This window comes from Sphingomonas sp. Leaf20, from assembly GCF_001421535.1.
In the GTDB taxonomy this organism is placed as follows: domain Bacteria; phylum Pseudomonadota; class Alphaproteobacteria; order Sphingomonadales; family Sphingomonadaceae; genus Sphingomonas.
Genome location: NZ_LMKN01000008.1, coordinates 425757 through 436995 on the forward strand (window position 1 = coordinate 425757; position 11239 = coordinate 436995).

Below are 11239 nucleotides of genomic sequence, written 5' to 3' on the forward strand. Positions count from 1 at the left end.
CGACCGGCCGACCTATCCTTGAGGCATGACCTTGCGCCCTTTTCATCTCGCCTTTCCTGTCCATGACCTTGACGCAGCGCGTAAATTCTACAGCGAGACGCTCGGCTGCCCCGAGGGGCGGAGCAGCGAAAGCTGGATCGATTTCGACCTGTTCGGTCACCAGATCGTCGCGCATCTCGATGCCTCGGCCAGGCCCGTCGCGATCGAGAACGAAGTCGACGGCCATCACGTCCCCGTGCCGCATTTCGGCGTCGTGCTGACGATGGACGACTGGAGCCTGTTGTCCGAACGCGTCAATGCCGCAGGCGTGGTGTTCGGAATCGCGCCGCATATCCGCTTCAAGGGCGAGCCCGGCGAACAGGCGACGATGTTCTTTATGGACCCGAGCGGCAACGCGCTCGAGTTCAAGGCGTTCGCACATGATGCGATGCTGTTCGCAACCTGAGGATCACAGAATGTCCAATCCCATTTCGGTCGATATCCCCCACAAGCTCGGCAAGGCGGGGGTGCGCTCGCGGCTCGACAGCGGCATCGACACGATCGGGTCTAAGATCCCCGGCGGATCGGTGACCGATCGGCGCTGGGAGGGCGATACGCTGCACTTCACCGTCAGCGCGATGGGGCAGGTCATCGGCAGCAAGGTCACGGTGTTCGAGGACACTGTCCATGCGATCGTCGATCTGCCCGGGCTGCTCGGCCTGTTCGCGGGCAAGGTGCAGGACATGATCCGCAAGGAAGGGCCGAAGCTGCTGCGCTGAGGGTTTGCGCGGTCTGATACGGCCCCCGCTCGTCATCCTGACGAACGTCGGGACCCAGAGTTACACACGGCGCGCTCGTGATCCTGGGTCCTGACTTTCGTCAGGATGACGGGGGAGGAGGCACTTACTTCGCGCTGACGCGCCAGATCGCGTTGCCGACGTCGTCCGCGACAAGCAACGCGCCGGTCTTGTCGGTGATGACGCCGACCGGGCGACCCTGCGCTTCGCCGTCCGCGTTGAGGAACCCGCCGAGGATGTCGACGGGCTTGGCCTTCGCCGCCGGGAAGCCCGTATCGCCGAACGGGATATACACGACCTTGTACCCCGAGAGCGGCTTGCGGTTCCACGAGCCGTGCTCGCCGACGAACGCGCCGTTGGTGAAGCGGGCGCCGAGCTTGGCGTCGTTCGCAAACGTCAGGCCGAGCGCGGCGACATGCGGTCCGAGCGCATAATCGGGACGCTTGGCATATTGCTGCAGCGCGGGGTTCTTGGGCTCGACGCGGCTGTCGGGATAGCCGCCCCAATAATACCAGGGCCAGCCGAAATGGTCGCCGAACTCGACCTGGGTCAGGTAATCGGGGGCAAGGTCGGAGCCGAGCATGTCGCGTTCGTTGACCACGGTCCACAGCTGGCCCGAGCGCGGGTTGATCGCCATGCCGTTGGGATTGCGCAGGCCGGCGGCGTAGATCCGCCAGTTCTTGTCGGCGGGCCAGACCTGCAGGATGTTCGCGCGGTATTTCTCCGCGTCCATGCCGTTTTCGGCGATGTTCGACGACGAGCCGACGCCGACATACAGCGTCTTGCCGTCCGCAGCGGCGATCACGTTGCGCGCCCAGTGGTTGCCGCCGCCGTTGAGCTTGATCACGCGTTCGGGCTTGGCGGTGATCTTCGTCGCGCCATCGGCATAGGGGACGCGGACGAGCGCGTCGGTGTTGCCGATGTAGAGCTGGCCGTTCATCAGCGTCATGCCGAATGGCGAGTTCAGCCCCGTCATGAAGGTCGAGCGCGTCTCCGCGGTGCCGTCGCCGTCCGCGTCGCGCAGCAGCGTGATGCGGTTGGCGGAAGGAACGCCCGCACCGGCGCGCCCCATGAGGAAGTTCATCACGCGCGTGACGATCCCCGGCCCTTCGCGCGGCGGCGAATTAGTCTCGGCGACGAGCACGTCGCCATTGGGGAGGCGGTACATCCAGCGCGGATGGTCGAGCCCGGTGGCGAAAGGCTGCACGCCGAGGCCCGCGGCCGGCGTCGGCATCGCACCCTTTGGCCAGCCGACCGCCTTCGCCACGCCGATCGTCGGGAGCATCTGGATCCGCGGGGCGGTGATGTCGGGCGTCTTGCCCGCGACCTGATTGACGTCGAGCTTCGCGGTATCCGGCCACGCCAGATAGGCGAATCCAGCGATGCCGACGAGGACGATCAGGCCCAGGACGATGAGGATATGTTTGCGCATCCTCGAGAGTTAGTCCGGGGCGCGGGCCGGGGCAATGGCGGCGTCGGCCTATGGTGTATCGGCGCGCGTTTGCGCCGCGCGGGCGATCGGCGTGAAACGGGTTCAGCTTGCGCGCCGACGGCGCTATAGGCGCACGATGTCGCTTCCCACCCAAACGCCCCCGAAGACACCGCCCAAGACCTATCACGTCAAGTCGTTCGGCTGCCAGATGAACGTCTATGACGGCGAGCGCATGGCCGAACTGATGGCCGCGCAGGGGATGACTCAGGCCGATGCGGTCGATGCCGACATCGTCGTGCTCAACACCTGCCACATCCGCGAGCGCGCCACCGAAAAGGTCTATTCGGATATCGGCCGGCTGCGAAAGGACCAGCGCCGCAAATCGGGCAAGACGCCGATGATCGCGGTCGCGGGCTGTGTCGCGCAGGCCGAGGGGGAGGAGATCTTCACGCGGGCCAAGGTCGACGTGGTCGTCGGCCCGCAGGCCTATCACAACTTGCCCGAACTCGTCGCGCGGGCCGCGGCGGGGGCGCCGTCGCTCGACACCGACATGCCGCTGCTGTCGAAATTCGGCGCACTGCCGTCGCGGCGCAAGGTCGCGCCCTCGGCGTTCCTGACGGTCCAGGAAGGGTGCGACAAGTTCTGCACCTATTGCGTCGTCCCCTACACCCGCGGCGCCGAGATCAGCCGGCCGTTCGCGGCGATCGTCGACGAGGCGAAGGCGCTGGTCGACGCAGGCGCGCGCGAGATCACCTTGCTCGGGCAGAACGTCAACGCGTGGTCCGAAGACGCGCGCGGGCTCCACGACCTGATCCGCGACCTCGACCGCATCCCGGGGCTTGCCCGAATCCGCTATACGACGAGCCACCCCAACGACATGACGCAGGGCCTGATCGACGCGCACCGCGACGTCGAGAGCCTGATGCCGTTCCTCCATCTGCCCGTCCAGAGCGGCAGCGACCGCGTGCTCAAGGCGATGAACCGGTCGCACAGTCGCGATTCCTATCTCCGCCTGCTCGACCGCGTCCGTGCGGTCCGTCCCGACATCGCGCTGTCGGGCGACTTCATCGTCGGCTTTCCCGGCGAGACCGATGCCGAGTTCGCCGATACGCTCAGCCTCGTCGACGCGGTCGGCTATGCGCAGGCGTACAGCTTCAAATACAGCCCGCGCCCCGGCACCCCCGCCGCAGCGATCGTCGAGCAGGTGCCCGAGGACGTGATGGACGACCGCCTCCAGCGGCTCCAGGCGGCGCTCAATCGCGACCAGCATGCGTTCAACGCGGCGAGCGTCGGCCGGACCTGTTCGGTGCTGCTCGAACGCAACGGCAAGCTGCCGGGGCAGCTGATCGGCAAGTCGCCCTGGCTGCAATCGGTCCACCTGATCGGCGACCATGCGATCGGCGACCTCGTCGACGTCACGCTCGCCGCCGCCGGCCCCAATTCGCTGACCGGCGTGGAGCGGATCGCCGAGGCCGCCTGACGGCTCCGACCAATCCTCCCCCGCCAGGGGGAGGTGGCAGGCGCAGCCTGACGGAGGGGGCGGTAAGCGATGGCCCGCGTTCCGTGTCCTCCCCCTCCGGCGCCTTCGGCGCCACCTCCCCCTGGCGGGGGAGGATCGGCGGCCCCCCATGAGGCGCGGCGGCAACACCCCGGCGTGTTCCCGCATGCCTCCCGCGATTTCGCTGTCCACCACCCGAATCGCCTGCCACACTCACCCTCGATGCAGCTTCGCCCACGCGACACGAATCATCTCCGGCCGGGCCCCCCGGCGCCGCTTGAACGCGCGGCCTCCCATGCTCATCTCTGGTCGGACGCCATCCCAGGCGTGATGCGTGTCGGCCGGAATTTGCCCCATTACCGTTCCGACACGCCTGCCCCCGAAAGGACCGCATGAGCCGTAAACCCGTTCCCGCCCAGTCCGGTGACCGCGCCCGAGTCGAACTGCTGTTCGACAAGCCCCAATTGCTCGTCCGGCTCTTCGGCCAGTACGACCAGAATCTGGTGGCGCTCGAAAACCGCCTCGGCGTGTACATCACCGCGCGCGGCAACAAGATCGGGCTGGAGGGGACCGCCGAACAGGTCGCGCGTGCGCGTGACGTGCTCCACGATCTCTACGCCCGGATCCAGCGCGGCGAGGACATCGATACCGGCCTCGTCGACGCGTCGATCGCGATGGCCGACGAGCCGGTGCTCGCCGGAATCATCCGTGCCGATGCGGGCGGCGGTGCCGCGCCGCCGATCATGATCCGCACGCGCAAGAAGACGATCGTCCCGCGCACGCCCGCACAGGCGCATTATATGCGCGAACTGACCAGTAACGACATGATCTTCGCGCTCGGACCGGCAGGTACCGGCAAGACCTATGTCGCGGTCGCGCAGGCGGTGCAGCAGCTGATCACCGGCAGCGTCCAGCGGCTGATCCTGTCGCGGCCCGCGGTCGAGGCGGGCGAGCGCCTCGGCTTCCTGCCCGGCGACATGAAGGAGAAGGTCGATCCGTATCTGCGCCCGCTCTACGACGCGCTGTACGATTGCCTGCCCGCCGAACAGGTCGAGCGCCGTCTTGCGAGCGGCGAGATCGAGGTTGCGCCGATCGCGTTCATGCGCGGCCGGACGCTGGCCGACGCGTTCATTATTCTCGACGAGGCGCAGAACACGACGCCCGCGCAGATGAAGATGTTCCTGACCCGCTTCGGCGAGAACAGCCGGATGGTGATCTGTGGCGATCCCAAGCAGGTCGACCTGCCCGGCGGGGTCGCGGCGTCGGGGCTGGCGGATGCGGTCGCGCGGCTCGATGGGGTCGAGAGCATCTCGATGTGCCGCTTCACGTCGGGCGACGTGGTCCGCCATCCGATCGTCGGTCGGATCGTCGAGGCCTATGAGGGAACCGACGGCTGAGCACCGGTGCGCGGCGGCCGTTCCGCCGCGCACCCCGGACGGGTCACTGACACCGCGCGCGTGAAAACCCGGGCGGCACGAAAACATGATGCGGAACTTCTGCGCGCGGCTAATGATTTCGCGGACACCGGTTTTGCCTGAGGATCTGCATGCTTGAAATCGCGCTATCGTCGGACGCACCTTGGCCCGACCAGGACTGGGACGCGCTCGCGCTGCGCGCGGTGCGTGCCGCGATCGAACGGACCCCGCATGGCGAGTTGCTGACTAGCCCGGCGACCGTCGAGATCTCGGTCCGTCTCGCCTCGGACGACGAGGTGCACACGCTCAACAAGCAATATCGCCAGAAGGACAAGCCGACCAACGTCCTGTCCTTCCCGATGGTCCAGCCCGACCTGCTCGAGACGATCGCGCAGAATTCGGACGACGGCGAGGTCCTGCTCGGCGACATCATCCTCGCACACGGCGTCTGCGTTGCCGAGGCCGGGGAGCGCGGCATTTCGGTTGAGGATCATGCGATGCATCTGATGGTGCATGGCGCGCTGCATCTGCTAGGCTATGACCATATCGACGACGACGAGGCGGAGGGCATGGAGCAGATCGAACGCGACGCGCTCGCAGCACTCGGACTCCATGATCCCTATCTCATCACAGAGGACTGACGACCACGATGGCCGATGGCCCCAATACCGGAAACGGCGACAGTAGTACCGAGAGCGGCATATGGCGCGGGCTGAAGGGCCTGATCTTCGGAGCACCCGAGGAAACGCTGCGCGACCAGCTCGAACATGCGATCAACCAGCATGAGGGCGATCCGACCCCCGACGCGGTCGGCGACCTGACCCCGCTCGAGCGGCAGATGGTCCGCAACCTGCTCCATTTCGGCGAGCGCGATGCGGGCGACGTCGGCGTGCCGCGCGCGGACATCGTCGCGGTCGAGGAGGGGACCAGTTTCGCCGATCTCGTCCAGCTGTTCGCCGAGGCGGGACACAGCCGGCTGCCGGTGTACCGCGAAAAGCTCGATACGATCATCGGCATGGTCCATATCAAGGACGTGTTCAACATTCTCGCCACGGGTGCCGAGCATCCCGCCGCGATCGCCGATCTCATCCGTGAACCGCTCTATGTGCCGATGTCGCGCGGCGCGCTCGATCTGCTGGCCGACATGCGTCAGAAGCGCGTGCACCTCGCGGTCGTGCTCGACGAGTATTTCGGAACCGAGGGGCTCGTGACGATCGAGGATCTGATCGAGGAGATCGTCGGCGACATCGAGGACGAGCATGACGACGCCCCCGAGGCACTGCTGGTACCGATCGATGGCGGGGCATGGGATGCCGATGCGCGTGCCGAGCTCGAGGACGTCGCGCAGTTGATCGACGCACGCCTCGCCGAGGCCGACGGCGATATCGACACGCTTGGCGGACTGGCCGCGCTGCTCGCGGGCCATGTTCCGCAACGCGGCGAATGCGTCGATCATGCGAGCGGCTGGAAGCTGGAGATCACCGAAGCCGACGAGCGTCGCGTCAACCGGCTGCGGCTGCATCCGCCGGTGGTCCCGCTCGACGAGGAGGACTGATCCGCGGGCGTCGAACCGGTTAATACGGCCACAGCCTGTCCCGGGCCGACCTGCTCGTCCTCACCGGCAATGGCGCGCTCGGATCGATGGGATTTGCGAAAAAGACCGGCGGCGTTGTCGTTTACAGCGCGAGGATGCGACGTCGTGCCTCAGCGGTGATCGCCTTCCGGTCGCCGATCTGCGCCGGGTCGAAGGGTTCGGCAAAGTGCAGCGTCGGCGCGAAACTGCCTTTGCGGCGCAGCACGCGCAGCGCGTGATGCTGGCCGGTTTCCTCGCCGACCCAGGCCAGTTCGCCGGTCGCTGCGCCATAGTCGATACGCACCGGCTGGACGACGATATTCGGTGGCGCAGGGTCGAGCGCTGCCATCAGCGCGGCCTTGAACGGGAGCAGCACGACGCCGTCACCCGTCGTCCCCTCCGGGAACAGCGTGACGGGCCAGTCCTGGGAAAGCGTCGCCCGAACCTGCGCGATCTGCGCGGTGACCGCCATGCGGTCGGCGCGCGACACGAAGATCGTCGCGTTGAGCGTGCACAGCCAGCCGACGAGCGGGACGCCGCGCAGCTCGGCCTTTGCGACGAACGCGCTGCCCGTGGCACCGGCCAGCAGCAGGATGTCGATCCAGCTCAGATGGTTCGAGACGAAGACGACGTCGTGACGCCGAGGCGTACCGACGATTCGCGGCCTTGCCCCGACGATCCGCGCCACCAGCCCGAGAAACCGCCGCGGCCAGGGTGATTTGGCTCCGACCAGCCGCCAGGCACCGTGCAGCGGCAGCGCGGTGACCAGCGCGAGCAGAAGCGCCGCGAGCCGTGCGGAGAGACGCAGGCCGTCGATGGGATCAGTCCTTGCGGGTCAGCGCGACGCCGTAGAGTTCCATCCGGTGGTCGACGAGGCGGAAGCCGAGCTTTTCGGCGATCGCCTTCTGCAATTGCTCCAGCTCGGGATCGACGAACTCGATGACCTTGCCGCTCTCGACGTCGATCAGGTGATCGTGATGCGCCTCGGGTGCGGGTTCGTAGCGTGCACGGCCGTCGCCGAAGTCATGACGGTCGAGGATCCCGGCCTCTTCGAACAGGCGAACGGTGCGGTAGACGGTGGCGATCGAGATACCGGGGTCGATCGCGGATGCGCGCTCATACACCTTCTCGACATCGGGATGATCGTCCGCCTCGGACAGGACGCGCGCGATCACCCGGCGCTGTTCGGTGATACGCAAGCCCTTCTCGTTGCAGAGTGCTTCCAGATCGATCTTGCGTGGCATTGTCATTCCCTCGTTGCGACCCCTTTAGGGCCTTCACGCTGTTGCGAAAAGGGATACTGACTCGCAATAAGTACTATCGGGCGATCTCACGCGAGAATGTATGGGCGTCGAACGCCTGACCCGTGCTTCCACGGTAATAGGCGCGACGCTCGCCGACCTTTGCAAAGCCATGCGCCTGATACAGGTCGACCGCGGCGTTTCCCGCGCGGACCTCAAGGTGGAGCCGGGTGATCGCCGCGGTCTGGCACGCCGCGATCACGCCGCGGAGCAGCGCGGTTCCCACGCCGCGTCGGTGGAAGTCGGGTGCGACCGCGATCAGCAGTAGCTCGGCTTCGTCCGCAATCATCCGGGTCATCGTGAAGCCGGCGGGCTGGTCGTCGACGAGCGCGATCGTGAGGTGGACGCCCGTCAGCGCGAGAACGCCGAGACACTGGCTGCGCGTCCAGGCTTCGCCGTAGCGGGGGTCGAACGCGCTGCGCATGATCATGTCGACGAGCGCGAGGTCGCGCGCGTCGCCCGCGCGCAGCGTGACGATCTGGCCCGCGGCCCTGCGCGCGCCGACGGATCGGCCGAGCATCACCGCGGCACGGACGGCTTGGCGTCGGGCGCACGACCATAGATCGGCCGCGGCGCGAGGCGGGTCAGCGTCGCCGGCAGCAACGCGGCGGCGGCGGCATCGGGAAGCATGTCGGTAAGATCGAGATCGACGCCAAGATCGGCGAGCCAGCGCACGCCGTTGCCCACTGCGCGCCGTCCCGCCAGCGCAGCAAGCGCATCGCCAGGCTTCAGCGACTCCATCGGGGAGCACGGCGTCAGATCGGCATTGAAGGCCTGCATGAAGACCTCACCGTGACCGCCTTCGAGAATCACTGCAATATCATCGGTTAACCGGTCGGAAAAACCCATCGCTGCGATAAGCGGTAACGCCGAGAAGCCCGCGATCTCGGCGCCCCAGCCAAGCGCCAATCCGCGCGCGGCGGCGATCCCGACCCGGATGCCGGTGAAGCTGCCAGGACCACAGTCGACCAGCACCCGCCCGGCGCGACCGCCACCCGGCAGCGCGGCGACCATCGGGATCAGCCGTTCCGCATGCCCGCGACCGACGACGTCGTGGAGGCGCGCAACGACCGCGCCGTCCTCGATCAGCGCGACCGAACATGCGGTGGTGGATGTCTCGATGATCAGCGTGCGCACGTCGTTGTTCCTGTCGCCCCGGGAAGGGACCTCACCCTGAAGACGTCCCGATGCCCGCCATAACCCATTCCGCGGAACGGGCCGTCGTCACGCGACCGTGTTGAATTTTGCGAAATCGGGGCGCGGCGAGCGATCGTGGATCGAGGCGGGGTCGCCATGGCCGAGCGTCGAGATGAAGTTCGTCCGCACCGCAGGCGTGTCGGAGAAGAACGCCGCGTCCACCTTGCCTGCGTCGAACCCCGACATCGGTCCGGTGTCGAGCCCGAGCATCCGTGCCGCGATGATGAAATACGCGCCCTGCAGGGTCGAGTTGCGGAACGCCGATGCTGCGCGAAGTTCGGCATTGCCGTCGAACCAGGACTTCGCATCGACGTGCGGGAACAGTTCGGGCAGATGCTCGTGAAATTCGGTATCCATGCCGATGATCACCGATACCGGCGCGTTCAGGATCTTGGGCTGGTTCTGCGCGCTGCAGGCGTCGGCGAGCTTGCGCTTCGATTCGTCGCTGACGCACCAGATCAATCGCGCAGGCATCTGATTGGCAGATGTCGGGCCCCATTTCATCAGATCCCAGATCGCGACGAGCTCCGCCTGCGAGACGGGCGTGTCGGTATAGCCGTTATAGCTGCGCGCCTGGCGGAAGACCGCATCGAGAACGCCGTCGTCGAGTTTGGCGGGCATCAAACGGCTCTCACCTCGGTAACCTCGGGGACATAATATTTGAGCAGCTGCTCGATCCCGTTCTTCAACGTCGCGCTCGACGACGGGCAGCCCGCGCAGGCGCCCTGGAGCTGGAGGAACACCTTGCCCTTGTCGAACCCGCGATAGACGATGTCGCCGCCGTCATTGGCCACCGCAGGGCGAACGCGCGTGTCGATCAGCTCGCGGATCTGCGCGACGATGTCGGCATCCGCAGGATCGTCGCTCAACACGGTCTCGTCGGCGGGGACCGAGAATCCAGCGCTGGCGGGGCGGAACAACGGCATCGCCGCGGAGAAATGATCGAGCATGATCGCCAGCACGTCGGGCTTCAGGTCGGACCAGGCGGTGCCGGGCGCGGCGGTGACCGAGACGAAGTCGCGACCGAAGAACACGCCCGTCACGTCGCCGAGGCCAAAGATCGCATCGGCGAGCGAACTCGCTTCGGCCTCCTCTGGCGTGGCGAAGTCGCGGGTGCCGGATTCCATGACGGTGCGTCCGGGCAGGAACTTCAGCGTCGCGGGGTTCGGGGTGGATTCCGTTTCGATCAACATAGAAGGGCATGTGGCCCGGGCGGGGCGGGGGATCAAGCGGGGAACGGGAAACGGTTTCTTTCGCGCGGCACAGCGCGATCAGACGTCGAGCTGTTTGACCGCGGCGTTCCAGTCGCCGATGTTGCGGACCGCATCCTGGACGAACGCCGAACGCCGGACGACGTTGAGGAACAGGTCGGCGATCCACTTGCCCGGATTGCGCAACGGGCGTTCGAACTGGATCAGCAACACCACGCGCGTCCCGCACGTGTCGTTCCAGACCTCGTGGTTATAGGTGTCGTCGAAGACCAAAGTCTCGCCCTCCGACCAGCGAACCGTGCGGTTGTGGACGCGCATGCGGACATCGCCGTCGCGCGGCACGATCAGGCCGAGGTGGCAGGTGATCAGCCCCTTGGTCACGCCGCGATGCTCGGGGATATGCGTGCCGGGTGCCAGGATCGAGAAGAACGCGCTGTTGAGCCCGGGAATCGTCGCGACCAGATCGCGGGTCTTCGGGCAGCGATCGAGATTGTCGTCGATCGGATAGCCATAGCCCCACAGGAAGAAGGACCGCCATTTGTCGACCTCGGCGATCGCGCGGTGATCGGGCGAGATCGTGGCCAGGCTGGGCGAGGCCTCGCCGCGCAGCGCGACCGATACCGCCTCGTCGCGAATGTCCTGCCAATGCTCGCGCAGATGCTGCGTCCAGGCGAAGTCGCGAACGTCGAGGACGGGCTCGTTCGAGACCAGCGACGAGGAGGCGATGAGCGTGTCGAAGACGCCGCGCAGATGCTTGCCGACGCGGATGATCAGCGGGCGGCCGGGTTCGGCCTGCATCTTCGCCCCGGGGACGGGCGCGCCGGATATGACGTTCA

14 protein-coding genes are annotated in these 11239 nt (G+C 66.7%); 6 read left to right on the forward strand and 8 right to left on the reverse strand.

Annotation, left to right across the window (positions count from 1 at the left end):
* Nucleotides 1-25: 25 nt before the first annotated feature.
* Together ASE72_RS10220 and ASE72_RS10225 are read left to right on the forward strand one after the other, a co-directional pair.
* Nucleotides 26-445 carry a VOC family protein gene (locus tag ASE72_RS10220; protein ID WP_056020456.1) on the forward strand — a complete coding sequence of 140 codons (420 nt, stop codon included), beginning with the start codon at nucleotides 26-28 and terminating at the stop codon, nucleotides 443-445.
* 10 nt (nucleotides 446-455) lie between these two features.
* Entirely contained in the window at nucleotides 456-758 is a 303-nt protein-coding gene (locus ASE72_RS10225) for a polyhydroxyalkanoic acid system family protein (protein WP_031438938.1), read from the forward strand.
* Between the two features lie 124 nt (nucleotides 759-882).
* On the opposite strand, the gene ASE72_RS10230 is transcribed toward ASE72_RS10225, so the two are convergent.
* Entirely contained in the window at nucleotides 883-2208 is a 1326-nt protein-coding gene (locus ASE72_RS10230) for a PQQ-dependent sugar dehydrogenase (RefSeq protein ID WP_056020458.1), read from the reverse strand.
* A gap of 136 nt (nucleotides 2209-2344) precedes the next feature.
* Between ASE72_RS10230 and miaB the strand changes: the two genes are divergently transcribed.
* The 4 genes from miaB to ASE72_RS10250 all read left to right on the forward strand — a co-directional run bounded on the left by miaB (nucleotide 2345) and on the right by ASE72_RS10250 (nucleotide 6676).
* Nucleotides 2345-3688: a tRNA (N6-isopentenyl adenosine(37)-C2)-methylthiotransferase MiaB gene (gene miaB / locus ASE72_RS10235; RefSeq protein ID WP_082446010.1), complete on the forward strand. Its 1344-nt coding sequence runs from the start codon at nucleotides 2345-2347 to the stop codon at nucleotides 3686-3688.
* 410 nt (nucleotides 3689-4098) lie between these two features.
* Nucleotides 4099-5103 carry a PhoH family protein gene (locus ASE72_RS10240; RefSeq protein ID WP_056020461.1) on the forward strand — a complete coding sequence of 335 codons (1005 nt, stop codon included), beginning with the start codon at nucleotides 4099-4101 and terminating at the stop codon, nucleotides 5101-5103.
* Nucleotides 5104-5252: 149 nt separating this feature from the next.
* A complete protein-coding gene (gene ybeY / locus ASE72_RS10245) occupies nucleotides 5253-5762 on the forward strand; it encodes an rRNA maturation RNase YbeY (protein WP_056020464.1) in 510 nt (169 codons plus the stop codon).
* 8 nt (nucleotides 5763-5770) lie between these two features.
* Complete coding sequence (locus tag ASE72_RS10250) at nucleotides 5771-6676, forward strand: hemolysin family protein (RefSeq protein ID WP_056020467.1); 906 nt, start codon at nucleotides 5771-5773, stop codon at nucleotides 6674-6676.
* Nucleotides 6677-6797: 121 nt separating this feature from the next.
* On the opposite strand, the gene ASE72_RS10255 is transcribed toward ASE72_RS10250, so the two are convergent.
* The 7 genes from ASE72_RS10255 to ASE72_RS10285 form a co-directional block, all read right to left on the reverse strand.
* On the reverse strand, nucleotides 6798-7382 hold the full coding sequence (locus ASE72_RS10255) for a lysophospholipid acyltransferase family protein (RefSeq protein WP_235532318.1): 585 nt from the start codon (nucleotides 7380-7382) through the stop codon (nucleotides 6798-6800).
* Between the two features lie 133 nt (nucleotides 7383-7515).
* On the reverse strand, nucleotides 7516-7938 hold the full coding sequence (locus tag ASE72_RS10260) for a Fur family transcriptional regulator (RefSeq protein ID WP_031394622.1): 423 nt from the start codon (nucleotides 7936-7938) through the stop codon (nucleotides 7516-7518).
* 73 nt (nucleotides 7939-8011) lie between these two features.
* Complete coding sequence (locus ASE72_RS10265; RefSeq protein ID WP_056022119.1) at nucleotides 8012-8515, reverse strand: GNAT family N-acetyltransferase; 504 nt, start codon at nucleotides 8513-8515, stop codon at nucleotides 8012-8014.
* A complete protein-coding gene (gene tsaB / locus ASE72_RS10270; RefSeq protein WP_056020473.1) occupies nucleotides 8515-9132 on the reverse strand; it encodes a tRNA (adenosine(37)-N6)-threonylcarbamoyltransferase complex dimerization subunit type 1 TsaB in 618 nt (205 codons plus the stop codon). The genes ASE72_RS10265 and tsaB overlap by 1 nt, the downstream gene beginning before the upstream one ends.
* A gap of 87 nt (nucleotides 9133-9219) precedes the next feature.
* A complete protein-coding gene (locus ASE72_RS10275) occupies nucleotides 9220-9813 on the reverse strand; it encodes a malonic semialdehyde reductase (protein WP_056020476.1) in 594 nt (197 codons plus the stop codon).
* Nucleotides 9813-10385, reverse strand: coding sequence for a NifU family protein (locus ASE72_RS10280; protein WP_056020479.1), 573 nt, complete (start codon nucleotides 10383-10385; stop codon nucleotides 9813-9815). Before ASE72_RS10280 ends, ASE72_RS10275 begins: the two co-directional genes overlap by 1 nt.
* A 78-nt stretch (nucleotides 10386-10463) precedes the next feature.
* Nucleotides 10464-11201, reverse strand: a complete 738-nt coding sequence (locus ASE72_RS10285; protein WP_056020481.1) for an aspartyl/asparaginyl beta-hydroxylase domain-containing protein — start codon at nucleotides 11199-11201, stop codon at nucleotides 10464-10466.
* Nucleotides 11202-11239 lie beyond the last annotated feature (38 nt).

Bases quoted from the DNA above. Each gene is read 5' to 3' on its own strand.
- ASE72_RS10250 (WP_056020467.1), top strand. From the start codon at position 5,771: ATGGCCGATGGCCCCAATACCGGAAACGGCGACAGTAGTACCGAGAGC.
- miaB (WP_082446010.1), top strand. From the start codon at position 2,345: ATGTCGCTTCCCACCCAAACGCCCCCGAAGACACCGCCCAAGACCTAT.
- ASE72_RS10280 (WP_056020479.1), bottom strand. From the start codon at position 10,385: ATGTTGATCGAAACGGAATCCACCCCGAACCCCGCGACGCTGAAGTTC.
- ASE72_RS10240 (WP_056020461.1), top strand. From the start codon at position 4,099: ATGAGCCGTAAACCCGTTCCCGCCCAGTCCGGTGACCGCGCCCGAGTC.
- ASE72_RS10225 (WP_031438938.1), top strand. From the start codon at position 456: ATGTCCAATCCCATTTCGGTCGATATCCCCCACAAGCTCGGCAAGGCG.
- ASE72_RS10260 (WP_031394622.1), bottom strand. From the start codon at position 7,938: ATGCCACGCAAGATCGATCTGGAAGCACTCTGCAACGAGAAGGGCTTG.
- ASE72_RS10220 (WP_056020456.1), top strand. From the start codon at position 26: ATGACCTTGCGCCCTTTTCATCTCGCCTTTCCTGTCCATGACCTTGAC.
- ASE72_RS10275 (WP_056020476.1), bottom strand. From the start codon at position 9,813: ATGCCCGCCAAACTCGACGACGGCGTTCTCGATGCGGTCTTCCGCCAG.
- ASE72_RS10230 (WP_056020458.1), bottom strand. From the start codon at position 2,208: ATGCGCAAACATATCCTCATCGTCCTGGGCCTGATCGTCCTCGTCGGC.
- ASE72_RS10265 (WP_056022119.1), bottom strand. From the start codon at position 8,515: ATGCTCGGCCGATCCGTCGGCGCGCGCAGGGCCGCGGGCCAGATCGTC.
- ASE72_RS10285 (WP_056020481.1), bottom strand. From the start codon at position 11,201: ATGCAGGCCGAACCCGGCCGCCCGCTGATCATCCGCGTCGGCAAGCAT.
- ybeY (WP_056020464.1), top strand. From the start codon at position 5,253: ATGCTTGAAATCGCGCTATCGTCGGACGCACCTTGGCCCGACCAGGAC.